General features: G+C 41.9%; 17 protein-coding genes and 1 tRNA gene. 6 read left to right on the top strand and 12 right to left on the bottom strand.

Annotated features, from left to right (window positions below; all coding sequences use genetic code 11):
- Nucleotides 1-15: 15 nt before the first annotated feature.
- The gene (locus tag AC570H_RS14950; protein ID WP_497356193.1) at nt 16-657 is read right to left on the bottom strand and encodes a PH domain-containing protein; all 642 of its coding nucleotides are present in this window, start codon (nt 655-657) and stop codon (nt 16-18) included.
- 235 nt (nt 658-892) lie between these two features.
- Nucleotides 893-1606, bottom strand: a complete 714-nt coding sequence (gene rsmI / locus AC570H_RS14945) for a 16S rRNA (cytidine(1402)-2'-O)-methyltransferase (RefSeq protein ID WP_497356191.1) — start codon at nt 1604-1606, stop codon at nt 893-895.
- Nucleotides 1607-1708: 102 nt separating this feature from the next.
- Here rsmI and serS point away from each other — a divergent pair, with 102 nt between their 5' ends.
- The gene (serS, locus tag AC570H_RS14940) at nt 1709-2980 is read left to right on the top strand and encodes a serine--tRNA ligase (protein ID WP_497356189.1); all 1272 of its coding nucleotides are present in this window, start codon (nt 1709-1711) and stop codon (nt 2978-2980) included.
- A 143-nt stretch (nt 2981-3123) separates the two neighbouring features.
- Here the strand turns inward: serS and AC570H_RS14935 are convergent, their stop codons facing one another.
- The 7 genes from AC570H_RS14935 to ileS all read right to left on the bottom strand — a co-directional run bounded on the left by AC570H_RS14935 (nt 3124) and on the right by ileS (nt 10883).
- Nucleotides 3124-3435, bottom strand: coding sequence for a hypothetical protein (locus AC570H_RS14935; protein ID WP_497356187.1), 312 nt, complete (start codon nt 3433-3435; stop codon nt 3124-3126).
- A 168-nt stretch (nt 3436-3603) separates the two neighbouring features.
- Complete coding sequence (locus tag AC570H_RS14930; protein ID WP_497356185.1) at nt 3604-4314, bottom strand: SIMPL domain-containing protein; 711 nt, start codon at nt 4312-4314, stop codon at nt 3604-3606.
- Nucleotides 4315-4987: 673 nt separating this feature from the next.
- Nucleotides 4988-5521 carry a GNAT family N-acetyltransferase gene (locus AC570H_RS14925; RefSeq protein ID WP_497356183.1) on the bottom strand — a complete coding sequence of 178 codons (534 nt, stop codon included), beginning with the start codon at nt 5519-5521 and terminating at the stop codon, nt 4988-4990.
- Between the two features lie 71 nt (nt 5522-5592).
- The gene (locus AC570H_RS14920; RefSeq protein ID WP_497356181.1) at nt 5593-6285 is read right to left on the bottom strand and encodes a 3-keto-disaccharide hydrolase; all 693 of its coding nucleotides are present in this window, start codon (nt 6283-6285) and stop codon (nt 5593-5595) included.
- Nucleotides 6286-6410: 125 nt separating this feature from the next.
- Nucleotides 6411-7013, bottom strand: a complete 603-nt coding sequence (locus AC570H_RS14915) for a lipoprotein signal peptidase (RefSeq protein ID WP_497356179.1) — start codon at nt 7011-7013, stop codon at nt 6411-6413.
- Nucleotides 7013-7396: a TraR/DksA family transcriptional regulator gene (locus tag AC570H_RS14910; protein ID WP_330108271.1), complete on the bottom strand. Its 384-nt coding sequence runs from the start codon at nt 7394-7396 to the stop codon at nt 7013-7015. The genes AC570H_RS14915 and AC570H_RS14910 overlap by 1 nt, the downstream gene beginning before the upstream one ends.
- Before the next feature lie 91 nt (nt 7397-7487).
- Entirely contained in the window at nt 7488-10883 is a 3396-nt protein-coding gene (gene ileS / locus AC570H_RS14905) for an isoleucine--tRNA ligase (protein WP_497356177.1), read from the bottom strand.
- 276 nt (nt 10884-11159) lie between these two features.
- On the opposite strand from ileS, the gene AC570H_RS14900 reads away from it, so the two are divergent.
- The gene (locus tag AC570H_RS14900; RefSeq protein WP_497356175.1) at nt 11160-11420 is read left to right on the top strand and encodes an isoleucyl-tRNA synthetase; all 261 of its coding nucleotides are present in this window, start codon (nt 11160-11162) and stop codon (nt 11418-11420) included.
- Between the two features lie 205 nt (nt 11421-11625).
- Here AC570H_RS14900 and AC570H_RS14895 read toward each other — a convergent pair whose 3' ends face one another.
- From AC570H_RS14895 to AC570H_RS14885, 3 genes are all read right to left on the bottom strand, one after another.
- Nucleotides 11626-12108, bottom strand: a complete 483-nt coding sequence (locus AC570H_RS14895; protein ID WP_497356173.1) for a GNAT family N-acetyltransferase — start codon at nt 12106-12108, stop codon at nt 11626-11628.
- Nucleotides 12109-12186: 78 nt separating this feature from the next.
- Complete coding sequence (locus tag AC570H_RS14890; protein ID WP_497356171.1) at nt 12187-12711, bottom strand: DUF4269 domain-containing protein; 525 nt, start codon at nt 12709-12711, stop codon at nt 12187-12189.
- 2 nt (nt 12712-12713) lie between these two features.
- A complete protein-coding gene (locus AC570H_RS14885; RefSeq protein ID WP_497356169.1) occupies nt 12714-15002 on the bottom strand; it encodes an efflux RND transporter permease subunit in 2289 nt (762 codons plus the stop codon).
- A 239-nt stretch (nt 15003-15241) separates the two neighbouring features.
- On the opposite strand from AC570H_RS14885, the gene AC570H_RS14880 reads away from it, so the two are divergent.
- From AC570H_RS14880 to AC570H_RS14865, 4 genes are all read left to right on the top strand, one after another.
- A complete protein-coding gene (locus tag AC570H_RS14880) occupies nt 15242-15589 on the top strand; it encodes a diacylglycerol kinase family protein (RefSeq protein WP_497356167.1) in 348 nt (115 codons plus the stop codon).
- A gap of 1 nt (nt 15590) precedes the next feature.
- On the top strand, nt 15591-16316 hold the full coding sequence (gene recO, locus AC570H_RS14875; protein WP_497356165.1) for a DNA repair protein RecO: 726 nt from the start codon (nt 15591-15593) through the stop codon (nt 16314-16316).
- A 90-nt stretch (nt 16317-16406) separates the two neighbouring features.
- Nucleotides 16407-16484 (top strand) — tRNA-Val (locus AC570H_RS14870).
- A gap of 108 nt (nt 16485-16592) precedes the next feature.
- Complete coding sequence (locus tag AC570H_RS14865) at nt 16593-16838, top strand: GIY-YIG nuclease family protein (RefSeq protein WP_497356163.1); 246 nt, start codon at nt 16593-16595, stop codon at nt 16836-16838.
- Nucleotides 16839-16840: the final 2 nt, after the last annotated feature.

Here is a 16840-nt window from a genome sequence, read left to right as displayed (position 1 = left end):
CTTGTTTTATTTTTTTTACAGACTATCCAAAATAGCCGATTTCTTGCTTTCGTATTCCTCTTGGGTAATCAGCTGTTTATCGTAAAGCGTTTTCAGCTTTCTCAATTTCAATGTAGTTTCATCCTCTGGCTGCTCAATTTGTGGTGGCGGAATAACTTCTGCTTCTTCAATTGGCAGTTCGATGGTTTGGCTTTGTGGCGGAACTGGAATGTTTACTGTTGAAGCCGAAGCCCTGTTTTCTTCCAATACTTGTTGCCTCAGCATTTCTTTGTATTGCTCCAATTGCTCGTTGGCGGCCTGGTGCAATTTTCTGGCCTGTACTTTTGGAATAAATTCGGTTACGATATTCTCTCCATGCTGCGGTACACAAATGAATTTCGAGCCAAAAAACTCTTCTTTAAACGAAACCTCTTTTACGTTTTTCCAAGAGATGTCCTTAAAGTTCATGGTGAGGCCCAAATTGCCCGGTTCGCAATAAAAAATGCGTTTGTTGCTAATGGCAATGCTGTCAGGCAACAAGTTTACGGCCGGTTTTTTCTGTACGGCAAGGTATAAAATTTCTTCTCCGCTGGTTAGCAAATCGTTCAGCTTTCCAATTACTTTTTCTACTGCTTTTGGATCTTGTTCGTCGCTTAAAAATCTATCTATTGCAATCATTATTTTTCTATTGATTAAAATTATTAATGGTAGTTCATTGCTTTTTAATGGCATTAATGAGCTCGTAAACTCGGTTTGTTTTTTAGACACAGGATAACTTGTAAGGTTACTTGGCCATTATTATTTCCATCACACAAATTACGGATTCTACTTTTAAAATATTGTTCTAACTATGTGATTTTATTTGAGGCATGCTTTGATAAATGGTTAAAGCTCTTTTCAATATGCCGATGAGTTAGTCTTCGATATCTTCATACTTGTTTTTGCGCTGTGCGATAGGTTTGCCGGCCACACACATCACAAATTCTCCTTTAAGGATGTTGTTTTCGAAATGCGATTTGATCTCCATTAAGGTGCCGCGAACGGTTTCTTCATACATTTTGGTCAATTCCCTGCTTACCGAAGCTTGCCTGTCTTCGCCCAAATGTTCGGCAAATTCGGCAAGGGTTTTTAACAGGCGGTGCGGACTTTCATAAAAGATCATCGTGCGTTCTTCTTGTGCCAACAGTTTTAATCGGGTTTGCCTTCCTTTTTTTACAGGCAGAAATCCCTCAAACACAAACTGATCGCTTGGCAAACCAGAGTTGACCAAGGCCGGAACAAAAGCGGTGGCACCAGGCAAGCAATTTACTTCTATATCGTTTTTAAGCGCTTCCCTCACCAAAAAAAAGCCAGGATCTGAAATAGCAGGTGTTCCGGCATCTGAAATGAGCGCTATATTTTGCCCTTGGCCCAGAAATTTGATGATCTCTGAGGTGGCCTTGTGCTCATTATGCTGGTGATGGGAATACACCTTTTTATCAATGCCAAAATGCTTGAGCATGGGTGCACTGGTTCGGGTATCTTCGGCCAAAATAAGGTCAACCTCTTTTAGCACCCTGATGGCCCTAAAAGTCATGTCTTCTAAATTGCCGATGGGCGTAGGTACGAGAAATAGTTTGCCACTCATGATTTACGATTTTAGATTGGAGATTTACGAGTGGCCATTAAAAATCTTAAATCGGCAGTCGTAATTCGTAATTCAATCTTATCTTTGTAAAAAAATTAAATAATGCTGCAAGTTAACTATATCCGCGAAAATAGAGAGAAAGTTTTAGCGCGTCTTCAAGTGCGTAATTTTAAACAGCCCGAATTGGTAGACCAAATCATTTCCATTGATGAAGAACGTCGCCAAACTCAAACTTCGTTGGATAGTATTTCGGCAGAAGCCAATGCAGCGGCCAAACAAATTGGCGATTTGATGCGTGCAGGAAAAAAAGAAGAAGCAGAAACGATCAAAACGCAAACGGCTTCTCATAAAGAAAACATCAAAAACCTGACCGAGAAGCTAAATACCCTAGAAACCAACCAGTTTAATTTATTGGTTCAGTTGCCTAATTTGCCACATGATTTGGTGAAGCCTGGTACAACGCCTGAAGAAAACGAAGTTGTTTTGGTGCATGGAGAACCGGCTAAATTACCAGCCAATGCCAAACCACACTGGGAACTGGCCGCCAAATACGATATTATAGACTTTGAATTGGGCGTAAAAATAACGGGTGCAGGTTTTCCGGTTTACAAAGGAAAAGGTGCAAGGCTGCAACGCGCCCTGATCAATTTCTTTTTAGACCAGGCCATTGCCGCAGGTTACAACGAAGTACAAGTGCCACATTTGGTAAATGCCGCTTCTGGTTTCGGAACTGGCCAATTGCCAGACAAAGAGGGGCAAATGTACCACTCTACAGTTGACGATTTGTATTTGATTCCAACTGCCGAAGTTCCGGTAACCAATTTATACCGCGACGTAATTTTAAAGGAAGAAGAACTGCCCATCAAGAATACAGCTTATACGCCTTGCTTCAGGAGAGAAGCGGGTTCTTATGGTTCACATGTTCGTGGCTTAAACCGTTTGCACCAGTTTGATAAGGTTGAATTGGTACAGATTACGCATCCAGACCACTCTTACCAAACATTGGAAGACATGAGCTCGTATGTACAAACTTTATTGCAAAAACTAGGTTTGCATTACCGTGTTTTGCGCCTTTGTGGTGGCGATATGGGCTTTGGCTCTGCCATGACTTATGATATGGAGGCTTGGAGTGCAGCACAGGAACGCTGGTTAGAAGTATCTTCGGTTTCTAATGTGGAAACTTTCCAAAGCAACCGTTCAAAAATCCGTTTCAAAGGCAAAGAAGGCAAAACGCAGTTGGTACACACCTTAAACGGAAGCGCCTTGGCTTTGCCTCGTATTGTGGCTTCTATTTTAGAAAACTACCAAACCGAAGACGGAATTCTGATCCCAGAGGCATTGCGCCCATATACTGGTTTTGATAAAATCGACTAGATAAAGTAACTGTCATCCCGAACTTGATTTCCTCGAGGTAGATTCTTCGCGTTGCTCAGAATGACAGATCATTTTAAAATAAAAAATCCCTCCTGAAGTTACTTCGGGAGGGATTTCTCTTTTTATAGGATTGATGTGAATGCTTATAGAATGATGATCAACAATAAAATGATGATGATAATTGCACCTACAGAAAGATAAACGCCACGATCAAGTACACGGGCTTGTTCCTTCATTTCTCTCAGCTCTTTTCTCAGTGCTTTTTTCTCTGCCCTGGTGAGGTTAGACTTATCCATTTGGCGGATTTCCTCTACACGGCTTACAATTTTGTCTAATTGCGCTTTTTGCTCTGCGGTTAATTCTGTCTTTGGTTTTTTGTTCTCGCTTGCCGAAACTGTATTTGCACTAATTCCCAAAGTAAATACCAACATTAGCGCGTAAATGATTTTTTTCATGACGAAATTAATTTAAGGTTAAATTTGTACCAGCTATATAACAAAAAACCTACCATATTGATTGGTAGGTTTTCTTTTTTTTAAAATTAGCTAATTATGTGCTAAAAATGCCCTTTTTAAGGTTTTTGCTTTCACTAGCTGATTAAAAGCTGTATACTGAAATAGGCATTATTTGATTTCGAAAATGGTATTCACTTGGTAGTTGAGCTTAATTTTCTTGAAATCAAGGTCTGCTGCAGGTGCACCGCCCATGGCATCTGCACTTTCGGCTTTCATCATCATTACGTTGGCCCTGTACATTGGCTGTGGGTAGGCTTCGTTGTTGATTTCTTGGATATCAATTACGCCACCCAATTTTTCGCCTAACGCTTCAACCATGTAGGCTGCTTTGGCTTTGGCCGCTTGGAGCGCTTTGATTTTAAGTTCTTTTTTCAAACTCTCGATTTTTGAGTAGTCATAGCTTTCGATATTGGTATAAGCTACGCCTTTGGCATCAACCGCACTGATGATCTCATTCCATTTGTTCAGGTCGCTTACTTTTAAACGGTACTGCTTGCTGGCCAGAAAATCTGGATTTTTCTTTTTCTCGGTGGCATAGTTAAAGCTCGAAACGTTGTTGATCATTATATCTTCTTTGGCGATACCGGCTTTAAGTACGGCATTGTAAAGCTGGTTCTCCAATTCGGTAATGTCTACTCTTTTTTTGCTGTTATTGTCTTTAAGATATTCTTTTAGCGAAATGCCAATGTAGATGATATCTGGAGTTACTTCGGCTTCGGCCGATCCGCTTACGTTGATCTTCTTTCTTAAGTCTACTTGCTGCGCCATGGCACTCATACTAAATAAGGCAACAAAGGCTAGGGCTACTAATTTTTTCATGTTATATATGTTTTTGTGTGTATTTATAAATGAGATGTCAACGGGGCCACAATTCCATAGCCAAAAATCTATTTTCCTGAAATATTTATTGTAAATATCAAATTATCAGCTGATTATATTTTAAATAAATTAATGATAGGCAACTGTTTCGAAGCGCAATGTCCTTGCAACAGGTTAAAGGCAGTGCAGCTTTCCATGGCTTTTGTTGGTGTTATTCAACAACAAGCAAACTGGATCGGTAGCTATTCTTTTGAAGCGCTAAGCCCTTGGTGCGGTTAAAGCAAGTCCTGCTTTCCGCTGTATCTTTTTTGTCTTGAACTACAAAAAAGGATGCCGCTTCAATCTGGGCTATTTGCGTTTGGGTATTGCCACAGCATGTTTTTCTTTTCCTCCCCCTGCCCCCTCCAAAGGGGGATAGCGAAGTGCATAAGGGATTTAAGCTAAAGCTAATGTGATAGAATTTATTGCCTTATGGCCGTTTACACGTTTGTGCCTAAACAAAGTTCCTCATGCTATTACAAGGAAAGCACTATCTCGACTGCCCTAAACCTGATTGACAGCGGTATTTTTAAGCGAAGAGAAAAAATTTAGCAGAAAGCAGGGCCGACGATCAAATGGAATGCTGACCTTGCTTTTTAAATAAGTCATTAAAACTTCGTAAGTGTAATCATCGTTAAGCTTCCCAGTCTTCTTTAGCTACGCGATAAACAAAATTCAATTTAACAGGCTCCCCATAATAGGCTACTTCGAACTCGTCTATTTTTTTGGCGCCTAGTTTTTCGATGGCCTTTTGCGAGCGAAAGTTGGTGGCGCCAATATGCAGGATTATATTGTTTACAAATTGAAAGGCATGATCGAACATCAGTTTTTTTAATGCCTTGTTATGGCCTTTGCCCCAATAATCCCGATCAATAAAAGTATAGCCTACGGCAACGGTATTGCTGGCTTCATCAAAATCATAATACCTCGAACTGCCCACTACGTTGCCCGTTTCTTGCTCATACACGATAAAAGCGCCTTTAGATTGGATGGCGCCCTCAAAAAAGTTTTGGAATACTTCTCTTTTATAACGGTCTTTGTTCGGGTGCTGCTCCCAAACCAAGGGGTCTGAGGCCACGGCGTAAAGTGCTTCAAAATCTTCTTCTTTTAGGGGAACCAATTTAATCAGCTCGTTTGCTAATGTTGTTGGCTGCAGGTTAAAGCTCATGCGGGGATAATGCTATTGTCTTCAGAATACGATTAAAACGCCTATCGCTAGTCGCTAAACGCAGAACTTGATTATTTGCTTAGTTTTTTGATAGGTGTGAGATCCAGCTTTCTGAATTCTACTTCAGAGCCTTCTGCTTGTAGCGCAATTTGGCCTTTATCTGCTGTGCAATTGGTGCCTTCGTTTACCAAAACACCATTTACCCAAACTTTTACCGAATTTTTATAGCACTCGATTACCATTTTGTTCCATTCGCCAACAGGCTTTTCGCTGCCATCGGTCAGGTTTTTAATTCTGCGCAGCTTGTTGCCGTTCACGCCCCAATTTTCTTTCGGGCCGCGTCTGGTTTCCATATCGGGTACGGTAATGTCTTCTTCTATGCACCAGAAATCGCCAGCATCCTGGCTTTGCATTTGTACTTCTAGCGATTTGGGGAACATGCCATATAAAGCCCTTGGCGTAGAAGCATGAACGAGCACGCCACAATTGCCGGGTTTGCCTGCAAAGCGATATTCCACTTCCAGGCGATAATCTTGATAAACTTTATCGGTAATCAAATGCCCGCCTGGTGTGCCCAAGCTTACCAAATTGCCATCCCTCACCACAAAAGGATTTTTGGCATTGGCATTCTTGTCCATTTCTGGAACATCTACATGCCAACCGGCAAGCGATTTTCCATCAAACAGGCTTTTCTGTGCGAATGCAGAGATTGAAAGGGCCAAAGTGGCAAAGAATAGCGTAAGGCGTAAAGCGGTTTTTTTCATAGGTTTATAGTTTTGGTTTTCCAAGGGTTGATATTGGTTCTGCTCAAATATAATTAACCCAAATGAAAAAGCCACCTGATTTTTCAGATGGCTTCTTATTTAATGTTTTTTTAAGCGACTAAGGATTAATCTTCTACGCTTTCGTTGTTAATGCCGATCTCGTCTTTGATCTCTTCCTTAAAATATCTTTTTTGGAAGATCAGGATGGCAATTACGCCAACAGAAATAGCGGCATCGGCCAGGTTAAATACCGGACGGAAGAATTCGAAAGCTTCTCCGCCCCAAACAGGTACCCACGAAGGGAAAGTCCCGCGCAATATCGGAAAGTACAGCATATCTACTACACGGCCATGAAAAAGACTTTCGTATTTATAAATGACCCCATAAAATACCGAGTCGATAATATTTCCCAAGGCTCCGGCAAAAATAAGCGCTACGTTTAGGATCAGTCCGCGGTGGTATTTGCGTTTAATTAGCCAGTAGAGGCCATAACCGATACCTGCAACGGCTAGAATCCTAAAAAGAGAAAGTGCCAGTTTGCCAAATTCACCACCAAACTCGAGGCCAAAAGCCATACCGTTGTTTTCGGTAAAGTGGATGATGAACCAGTTGCCAATGATTTTATACTCCTGCTGCAGGTACATGTGGGTTTTGATCCACGTTTTTAACGCCTGATCGGCAATCAGTACCAGCAAGATAACAATTAATGGTTTTGTAAAGCCTTTCATTAACCCTGCTTCAATTTAGCCTCCATGCTTAACGTAGCGTGCGGAACTGCACGTAAACGTTCTTTTTGGATCAGTTTTCCTGTTTCACGACAAATACCATAGGTTTTGTTTTCAATGCGGACAAGCGCCGCCTCCAGATTGTCGATAAATTTTTTCTGGCGGGCTGCCAATTGGTTGATCTGCTCTTTCTCTAAGGTTGCAGAACCATCTTCTAATGTTTTATAAGCACCAGAGGTGTCTTCAGTACCATTTGAATTCGGATTGCTCAATGAGGAAGTCAACGAAAGCAACTCCTCCCTTGAACTTTTTAACTTGTCAAGGATCAGCTCTTTAAACTCTTGTAGTTCGCTATCAGAATAGCGGGTTTTTTCAGTTTTTTCCATTTGGTTTATCTTATTTTTAATGGTAATGGAGCCATCATCAACTGTAGATCGCTATGTTTAAAATGTCAGTTGATGAGGGTTCCATATTCTATTATTGTTTAGCAATCAAAATTTGTAACTCAACATCTTCGATTACGATTTTGTTTCCGCCGTTTACATTTTCCGACAGAATAATTTCATCTGCTAAGATTTCTGCGCAAATATAGGCCTTGTTCTGTTGTACAGCCTCGGCAATGATAGGTGCATTTTGTAAACTTACGTTAATTCGATCGGTAACTTCAAAATTTAATTCTTTTCTTAGGTTTTGTATACGGTTGATCAATTCGCGCGATAAACCTTCTTGTTTAAGCTCTGGAGTGATATTTACATCTAGCGCTACGGTTAAACTACCCATATTGGTTACCTGCCAGCCTGGGATATCTTCGGCAATGATTTCGACGTCGGAAAGGAGTATGGCGTATGGCGTATTGCGTATGGCGATAGTACCATCCTTTTCGAACTGGGCCAAGTCTTCTTGAGAAAGATTGGCGATTGCCTCGGTTACCAATTTCATGTCTTTGCCAACTTTGGCACCTAATGCCTTGAAGTTTGGCTTTACTTTTTTCTTGATAAATCCGGCCGTGTCTTTGATGAAATCAACCGCTTTGATATTGGTTTCTGACAAAATAAGGTCTTTCACCAATTCTACCTTCACCTGGAAATTGTCGTCCAATACCGGAATGAGCACTTTTGCCAATGGCTGACGCACATTGATGCCCATTTTCTTGCGTAGCGACAAGACCATCGATGAGATGTTCTGCGCCAATTCCATGCGCTCGTTCAGGTCGTAGTCGATCAAAGTGCTATCCACCTCGTTCCAAATGGTTAAATGCACCGATTTGGTCACATGTTGACTTGGATTGGCAGCGGTTAGGTTTCTGTACAGCCAATCGGCAAAGAAAGGGGCTATTGGCGACATCATTTGCGAAACGCTCATCAAGCAGGTGTACAAAGTTTCGTAAGCCGCTTTTTTGTCTTCGGTCATTTCGCCTTTCCAGAAACGGCGGCGAGATAAACGGATGTACCAGTTGCTCAAATGCTCATCAACAAAAGTTTGGATGGCACGCGCCGCTTTGGTTGGTTCGTAGCTGTTATAGCTTTCGTCAACTTCGGCAATTAAGGTCTGCAATAAAGATAAGATCCAACGGTCAAGCTCGCTGCGTTCGGCAATAGGCGTTTGCTTGTCGAGGTTGATTTCAAACTTATCGATATTGGCATATAAAGCAAAGAAAGAGTAGGTGTTGTACAAAGTGCCGAAGAATTTGCGGCGTACTTCATCCAGTCCTTCCAGGTTAAATTTAAGGTTGTCCCATGGAGAGGCATTGCTGATCATGTACCAGCGGGTTGCATCTGCGCTGTAGGTATCGATGGTACTGAACGGATCAACGGCATTGCCCAAACGTTTAGACATTTTGTTGCCGTTTTTATCCAATACCAGTCCGTTTGATACCACGTTTTTAAAAGCAATACCCGGATTGTTCACCATTTGGTTAATGGCTTTGATTTCTTCGCTGCTTTCGCTGAGCATTACCGCAATGGCGTGCAAAGTAAAAAACCAGCCACGGGTTTGGTCAACACCTTCTGCGATGAAATCGGCAGGGTAAGCATTTTCAAATTCTGCCTTATTTTCGAATGGAAAGTGCCATTGCGCATAAGGCATGGCGCCACTGTCAAACCAAACATCGATCAAATCCAACTCGCGCACCATTTTTTCGCCTTTGTCTGATACCAAGATCACATCGTCAACATAAGGACGGTGCATGTCTTTCAGCTCAAAACCGGCAGGCATGAAACCAGCGTCGATTGCTTTTTTGATTTCGGCATTCAGCTCTGCAATAGAACCGATGCATTTTTCTTCCAAACCATCTTCAGTACGCCAAATAGGCAATGGTGTGCCCCAATAACGCGAACGCGAAAGGTTCCAGTCAACCAGGTTTTCTAGCCAGTTGCCAAAACGGCCAGTGCCGGTAGCTTCAGGTTTCCAGTTGATGGTTTTGTTCAAGTCGGCCATCTTTTCTTTTAAGGCAGTGGTTTTGATGAACCAGCTATCCAAAGGATAATATAAAACCGGCTTATCTGTACGCCAGCAATGCGGGTAGCTGTGTACGTATTTCTCTACTTTAAAAGCTTTATTTTCTTCTTTTAACAAGATGGCAATTTCTACATCTACAGATCTTTCTGGAGCTTCGCCATCATTGTAATATTCGTTTTTAACGTATTTGCCACCTAAATCGCCACCCAAAGTAGCAATAAACTGGCCATGAAGGTCTACCAAAGGAACAGGATTGCCCTTTTCGTCTAACACCAACATTGGAGGTACTTCTGGCGTAGCCGCTTTGGCTACACGCGCATCGTCGGCACCAAAAGTAGGTGCAGTGTGTACGATACCTGTACCATCTTCTGTGGTTACAAAATCGCCACTGATTACCCTAAATGCGTTTTCGGCATTTTGGTAAGGCGTAGCCCAAGGCAATAGCTGCTCGTATTTGATACCTACCAAATCGGTACCAATAAACTCGGCCAGGATGGTATAAGGTATTTTTTTGTCTTCGGCTTTGTAATTGGCCAAATCGGCATCGCTCTCGGCCAAGAAATACTTGCCGGCAAATTGCTTGCCTACCAATGCTTTGGCCAAAATTACCTGAATAGGCTCGAAGGTATACTGGTTAAAAGTTTTAACTAGAACGTAATCTATTTTAGGGCCTACAGTTAAGGCGGTATTGCTAGGCAAGGTCCAAGGTGTTGTGGTCCATGCCAAGAAACTCAACTCGCCAAAACCATTTAAAAAGGCAGGCAGGGTTGAAGCGATCGCCTTAAACTGGGCAACAATAGTCGTGTCGCTCACATCGCGGTAAGTGCCTGGCTGGTTGAGCTCGTGCGAGCTTAAGCCAGTGCCGGCAGCCGGCGAATAAGGTTGTACGGTATAGCCTTTGTATAATAATCCTTTGTTGTAGAACGATTTTAAGATCCACCAAAGGGTTTCGATATATTCGTTGTGGTAGGTCACATAAGGGTTTTGCAGGTCTACCCAATAGCCCATTTTTTCGGTCAGGTCGTTCCATACGTCGGTATAGCGCATTACCTCTTCCTTACAGGCCGAGTTGTAGGCTTCTACAGAAATTTTCTTGCCGATATCGTCTTTGGTAATGCCGAGTTTTTTCTCAACGGCCAACTCAATAGGCAGTCCGTGGGTATCCCATCCGCCTTTGCGTTTTACCTGGTATCCTTTTAGGGTTTTGTAACGGCAAAAGATATCTTTTATGGCACGGGCCATCACATGGTGAATGCCGGGCATGCCATTGGCCGAAGGCGGGCCTTCGTAAAAGGTGAATGGTTTGGCTTTAGCGCGTGTGCTTATGCTTTTTTCAAAGATGTTTTCCGCTTTCCAAAATTCGAGTATCTCTTTACCTATTTTAGCTAGTTCTAATTGTTTAAATTCCCTATACATCAATCAAGTATCTCCAAAAATTAAAGGATGCAAAGCTACAGTTTTAGAATGAATTATGGTAGTTTTGTGCGAATTGTTTTATGGATAGATTGTTAAAAAATGGATTGCTTTGCATGCTGGCTGCAGTTGTGTTCATGCCTATTGCTTTTTTAGTAGGGGCAGGCCACAAGCCCTTGCTCACGGGTGCCCTTGCTTTTGCCATGCTTTTAGAACTTATTGGTTTAATATTTGTTGTTATAAGCATAATTAAACGCCGAAAGTCTAAAGGTCTAGGTCATGATTAAGTTTTTAAAATTACAGAAAGCCATATATGCCATCCTGCTTGGCGTTGCAGCATTAATCGCCGCCCAGGTAATGAGCAGCAATAGGGTAGCGGGAAGCAGTGTTGTACTTGCCATCTCTGGCGTGCTCTTGATTTTGGGTGCGTTTATGTTTCTTTATCCTATCCTTTTTGCCAAGAAAGTAGATAAGGAAGGAGACGATGTAGCACTGAAGCCTATTAGTGCCGAGCCCATTGAAGAGGAAAAGACTAATTAGCTTATTGGCTGATTAGAGGGCTAGCCGATTGGTCATTAGTTGACACCCTACGGGCACCCTTCACAGGAGGGGAATTAGGTTTTGTCGTTTCAAATGTAATGAGAAGTCTATTTTAGGTAATTTTTCTTAATAGATTTCCGTTTTGCACGACACTTTTCCATCTTCCATTGCCAACCGTGAACTGCCAACTGAAAACCGTGAACAGCTAACTTTCTCTTAGCCATTCTGCCTTGCTCATTTCGAACTTGATTTCCTTCCCATGCATTCCCGTAGCCTTCCAGCCTGCTTTTTTGTAGAATGTTTCTGCCCTTGTGCCTGGCGAAGTGCTGAGCCAAACGGATAATGGGCCCTGCGCAAAATACCATTCGAGCATGAGCTGGTGAAGATGTTTGCCTATACCTCGCTTTTCAAACCTGGGATCGATAAATAAGGCCCAGATATTTTGCTCTTTGAGATCGGCAATGGCAAAACCTACAATTTGTTGGTCGAGTTCGCATACCCAGCCTTTGCCCCTTTGGTTAATGAATACTTCACAATCGGCGTCGCTTACCAAACTAGGATCGGAAAGCATATTTTCTTTTACTGAGTTTCGAACTACCTGAATTTGCTTGATGTCGTTGGTGGTGGCTTCGCGGAAAATCATTGGATAAATATACTGTCTTTTTGATTGCTTTGTCCCCTTTGTCATTCCTAGTGTAAAGAGGAATCTATTTTGAAGGCTTATCTTATAGCTCCTGCACTACGTTCTGGATGACACTTACCCATTTTACATTTGAAAACCGAGCAAGGCTTGATATGGATCGCCTTCCAATCCCAACAATTTGGCAAAAGCAGGCTCGGTTTTATAGCCCTGGTTTTTTAAATCGATGATTTGTTGCCTGAACGATTCTCCTTTTGCAGTTAAAATCTGATGCTCGATGAGCATGTGCCGATAGGCGTTTTGTTCTGGGGTAGGTATAGATTGTCCAAATACTTCGAGTTCCAATCCGTCGATCTTAAAATTAGCGATGATGGTTTCTTGGCCGTTTATGATTGCTTCGCGCAGTTCGAAATCCTTTTCGCTGGCAAAATGATCCAATAACATTTGCTTAAAAGTTGCGCTAACAAGCCAATAACAAATAATATCTAGGTCGCTGTTGGCAATGGCAATATCAATCGGGATGGTGCCCGTTAAAATCGGCTGAAAAACAGCTAGCTTCTCGAAAACCTGATGATCGCTTAATAACTGGTAAGCCTTTTGTTGCAGGGCATTGCCATCTTTAAGGTAATCGAGTTTTTCGAAATCGATCATGATTAATGGTCAAATTGCGCTTCGTTTTTGGCTACTTCGTCTTCTGGAATGAGCTTGCGGGCCTTTTTCTTGTCTAGCCAAAGCATTAATGCGGGTAGCAAAGTAAGGTTAAATACCAATGCCACAATCAAAGTGATAGACAGCAATAAGCCCAAAACAACCGTGCCCCCAAAGGTAGAAGCCGTAAAAATTCCAAAGCCAAAGAAAAGGATCAATGCAATGTGCGTCATACTCACCCCGGTTTCGCGGATGGTATCTGAAATGACCTTGCTTACGCTATAGTTGGTGAGGGTGAGCTCTTGCTGGTATCGCGTTAGGAAATAAATGGTCTGATCGGAAGCCAAGCCAAAGGCGATGGTAAAAATCAAGATGGTTGATGGTTTTAACGGAATATGGAAAAAGCCCATCAAGCCAGCTGTAATAATCAAAGGGACAATATTTGGCAACAATGAAATAAACATGATGCCAAAGCTCCTGAACTGAGCCAAACGCAATAACGAAATGAGTATAATGGCCAGCGCAATGCTTTCTACCAAATGCTTTAGCAGGTAATCGGTTCCCTTAGAGAAAATAATGCTCGAACCCGTAAGCTCTACGTTGAAACGCTTTGGTGGCAGTATGGAATCGATCCTTGGTTTCAGCTCCAGCAATAAGGCATCCAAACGTTTAGAACCAACATCGGCCATTTGAAAGCTGATACGGGCCGTTTGCTTGTTCTTGTCAACAAAATTGGTGAGCATATCCATATTGCCCTTGTTCTTGCCATTGCCCGAATTGGCCGCATAAATCAGGATAAAGTTCTTTTCGATATCGCTTGGCAAGCGGTAAAATGCGGAATCGCCATTATAAAAGGCCTGTGAGGCATATTTAAGTCCGGTATTTAAAGAAATAGAACGCGAAAATTCGGGATAGGCCGCTACCATGCGTTCCATCTCGTCTATTTTGTTGAGCGATGAAATGCTCAATACGCCGTTTTTCCGTTTAGTGTCTACGCTGATTTCCAAAGGCAGAATCCCTTCAAAATTCTTCTCGAAAAACTTGAGGTCCGTTAAAATCTGCGAGTTCTTGGGCAGGTCGTCTACCACGTAACCATTCACATTGATCCTATATACGCCAATTAAAGAAATGATGCTTAAAACAATAGTCAGGATGTAAATCAGGCTTCTTTTGTGTTGCACCAAGGTATCTGTTTTGGCCAATAAACGGTCTAAGAAATTCGGTTCGTGGGTTGCATTTGCTTTTCCCTTTGGGATAGGCAGGTAGCTGAAGATTACAGGGATTAAGCAAAGACAAATGAGCCAGGTAAACATCACGTTAAGTGCGGCTACGCTGCCAAACTGCATCAAGAGCTCGCTTCCGGTAAAGTATAAAACACCAAAACCTATGGCAGCGGTTACATTGGCAATCAAAGTGGTTACGGCAATCCTTTCTATCGTAACCGCCCATGCTTTTTGCTTGTCGCCATGCTTTTTGAGTTCGTTATGGTATTTATTGAGGAGCAGGATACTGTTCGGGATACCGATAATTACCATCAATGGCGGAATTAATCCGGTTAAAATGGTAATCTCATAGCCAAATAGCACCAAGGTGCCGATGCTCCAGATTACGCCCATGATTACAACCAATATCGGGAAGAATACGGCATAAAAGCTCCTAAAGAAAATCAATAAAATCAGTGCCGAAACCAAGATAGAAAGGCCTAAGAAAAGCACAAATTCGTTAGAGACCAGTTTGCTGGTAGCTGTTCTGATGTAAGGCAATCCTGATAAGTGGACTTGTATGCCTGTGCTTTTGCTGAAAGCTTCGGCCTTCGCTTCAATCTCTTTGAGAACAGGGTTTCGGGCAGCAGAATTTAATATTTTTTGGTCGAAGGTAATGGCCATCAAAGTGGCATTGGTCTTCTTATTCAGTAGTAGACCATCGTAAAAAGGCATGCCTTGCAATCGGGCTTTTAGCGAATCCATTTCGGCATCGCTTTTAACCAAGCCGCCTGGAATAGGCTCTACCGCAAATTTCTGGTTAATGGTGTCTTTTCTTAATTCAAAGAGCTTGCCTATGGATAAGGCGCCTTTAATGCCTTTGAGGTGCTGGATGTCTGTAGAAAGCTGTGCCCATTTATTATAGTTTTCCTTTTTATAGATATCCGCACTTTGGATACCGAGCACCATAATGCTGCCGTCTTCTCCAAACTGCTTTTTAAAGGCGTTATACTTGATAAAAACGGAATCGGTAAGTGGCAAAATCTTGCTCCCTGCATAAGAAAGCTTGAGGTTGCGGGCATGCCAAGCCATAAAAACTGTTGCGGCTATAAAAAAAAGGGTAAGGAAGATTCGGTTTTGAAGTATAGCTCTGGAGAGTTTAGCCCACATAATCAACTGCTTTTTAAAAAAGTAAAGAAACTAATAAAAATGGCGTATTGCAAAAACCAAGCCTATTTTTTATGCTACATTAACATGAAACATGAGTAATTGTTTGTTAGCCGATTAAACGGTGCTTAGCATATGCTAAATTTGATGTAATTTAGAAGCAGATGAACAGATTGCTAAAGAGTTTTGGGTATGCCTTTAAAGGATTGGCTTATGCTTTTCGTAGCCAGCTGAATTTTAAAATCCATTGTTTGGCTACGGTTGTGGTAATCGGGCTTGGCCTTTTTGTAGGACTAAATCGTACCGAGTGGCTGTGGATTTCAATGGCCATTGCCTTGGTGCTGTCGAGCGAGTTGATCAATACGGCGATTGAGACCTTGGTTGATCTGGTTTCGCCAGAATGGAATGCCAAAGCCGGAAAGGTTAAAGACCTGGCGGCCGCTGCGGTATTGGTTATGGCTTTGTTGGCGGTAGCCATTGCCTTGTTTATCTTTGTGCCCAAGCTGAGCTGAAATGTTGCATAAAATTAGAGGTGTCGTATTAAAAACCACGCTTTACAGCGAGAGCAGTGTAATTGCCCAGGTGTTTACCGATAAATTTGGCATCCAGTCTTACCTGATTAATGGGGTGAAAAAACCAAAGGCCAAAATACCCATGAATGTATTGCAACCGCTGCACCTGCTTGATATGGTGGTTTATCATAAGGCAAATACACAGCTCCAGCGCGTGGCGGAAGCTCGGCCTTCACCTGTTTTTCGCTCGATTCCTTATCATGTGATCAAAAATACAATCATCCAGTTTTTGAACGAGGTGTTGTATAAAAGCATCCGCCAGCAACATACCGACGAAAACCTGTTCGATTTTATTTACAATGCCGTAAGTTGGTTTGATGAACTTGAAGAACCCAGTGCGAATTTTCACCTGGCATTTTTGCTAAAGCTTTCCAAATTTTTAGGTTTTGCGCCACATAGCCAAACAAGAAGCGATCAAAAATACTTCGACCTGCAGGAAGGCGAGTTCACTTCTTTGATCCCGGTGCATCCAAATTTTATTGCAAAAACAGAGGCCGATTATTTTTTGGCGCTTTTTACTACGCCATTTGAAAAAATAAATGAAATTAAATTAAATAATGCCGTTAGGAGGTTCTTGCTTGATAAAATATTGATTTTCTATGCGTTACATACGGCTTCATTTGGACAGATTAAGTCGCATCAGGTGCTGGAGGAAGTACTTTCTTAAAAATTTTTAATTTTTTTTTGGAAAACTATAATAACGCGCTATATTTGCAATCCCAAAACGAAGGAAACTTTGCTTAAGGGAAATAAAAAAGGGAGCTTAGCTCAGCTGGTTCAGAGCACCTCGTTTACACCGAGGGGGTCGGGGGTTCGAACCCCTCAGCTCCCACCAAAAGCCTCACAGAAATGTGGGGCTTTTTTAGTTTATAGCGATTTTCTTTGTTCAGCTAAGCTCAAGCCCAGTGCTTTTTAATTCCTCTGGATACTTTTATATTTAAACATGCATTATGTTTATATCTTATTCAGTGCATCCCTAAACAAATATTATATTGGCTTCACATCAAATCTTGAGGAGCGGTTAAAAAAGCACAATTCCAATCATATAGGATTTACTGGAGGTATTGGCGATTGGCAGATTGTTTGGCAAGAAGTCCATTTGGGTAAATTGACGGCTATGAGAAGAGAGCGCCAGATTAAGAAATGGAAAAGCAGAAAAATGATTGAAAAGTTAATTGCTGAAAGCTAGCT

The sequence above is a fragment of the Pedobacter sp. B4419 genome (assembly GCF_059693725.1).
The sequence above is the reverse complement of the archived record's forward strand: the minus strand, read 5'-3'. Positions and strand labels throughout refer to the sequence as shown.

What these genes read in the sequence shown, in the direction of transcription:
- AC570H_RS14895 (WP_497356173.1), bottom strand. Translation starts at nt 12,108, where the DNA reads ATGACAAAGGGGACAAAGCAATCAAAAAGACAGTATATTTATCCAATG.
- AC570H_RS14950 (WP_497356193.1), bottom strand. Translation starts at nt 657, where the DNA reads ATGATTGCAATAGATAGATTTTTAAGCGACGAACAAGATCCAAAAGCA.
- rsmI (WP_497356191.1), bottom strand. Translation starts at nt 1,606, where the DNA reads ATGAGTGGCAAACTATTTCTCGTACCTACGCCCATCGGCAATTTAGAA.
- AC570H_RS14910 (WP_330108271.1), bottom strand. Translation starts at nt 7,396, where the DNA reads ATGGAAAAAACTGAAAAAACCCGCTATTCTGATAGCGAACTACAAGAG.
- AC570H_RS14880 (WP_497356167.1), top strand. Translation starts at nt 15,242, where the DNA reads ATGAACAGATTGCTAAAGAGTTTTGGGTATGCCTTTAAAGGATTGGCT.
- AC570H_RS14865 (WP_497356163.1), top strand. Translation starts at nt 16,593, where the DNA reads ATGCATTATGTTTATATCTTATTCAGTGCATCCCTAAACAAATATTAT.
- AC570H_RS14885 (WP_497356169.1), bottom strand. Translation starts at nt 15,002, where the DNA reads ATGGCTTGGCATGCCCGCAACCTCAAGCTTTCTTATGCAGGGAGCAAG.
- AC570H_RS14930 (WP_497356185.1), bottom strand. Translation starts at nt 4,314, where the DNA reads ATGAAAAAATTAGTAGCCCTAGCCTTTGTTGCCTTATTTAGTATGAGT.
- AC570H_RS14935 (WP_497356187.1), bottom strand. Translation starts at nt 3,435, where the DNA reads ATGAAAAAAATCATTTACGCGCTAATGTTGGTATTTACTTTGGGAATT.
- AC570H_RS14915 (WP_497356179.1), bottom strand. Translation starts at nt 7,013, where the DNA reads ATGAAAGGCTTTACAAAACCATTAATTGTTATCTTGCTGGTACTGATT.
- serS (WP_497356189.1), top strand. Translation starts at nt 1,709, where the DNA reads ATGCTGCAAGTTAACTATATCCGCGAAAATAGAGAGAAAGTTTTAGCG.
- AC570H_RS14925 (WP_497356183.1), bottom strand. Translation starts at nt 5,521, where the DNA reads ATGAGCTTTAACCTGCAGCCAACAACATTAGCAAACGAGCTGATTAAA.
- AC570H_RS14920 (WP_497356181.1), bottom strand. Translation starts at nt 6,285, where the DNA reads ATGAAAAAAACCGCTTTACGCCTTACGCTATTCTTTGCCACTTTGGCC.
- AC570H_RS14900 (WP_497356175.1), top strand. Translation starts at nt 11,160, where the DNA reads ATGATTAAGTTTTTAAAATTACAGAAAGCCATATATGCCATCCTGCTT.
- AC570H_RS14890 (WP_497356171.1), bottom strand. Translation starts at nt 12,711, where the DNA reads ATGATCGATTTCGAAAAACTCGATTACCTTAAAGATGGCAATGCCCTG.
- ileS (WP_497356177.1), bottom strand. Translation starts at nt 10,883, where the DNA reads ATGTATAGGGAATTTAAACAATTAGAACTAGCTAAAATAGGTAAAGAG.
- recO (WP_497356165.1), top strand. Translation starts at nt 15,591, where the DNA reads ATGTTGCATAAAATTAGAGGTGTCGTATTAAAAACCACGCTTTACAGC.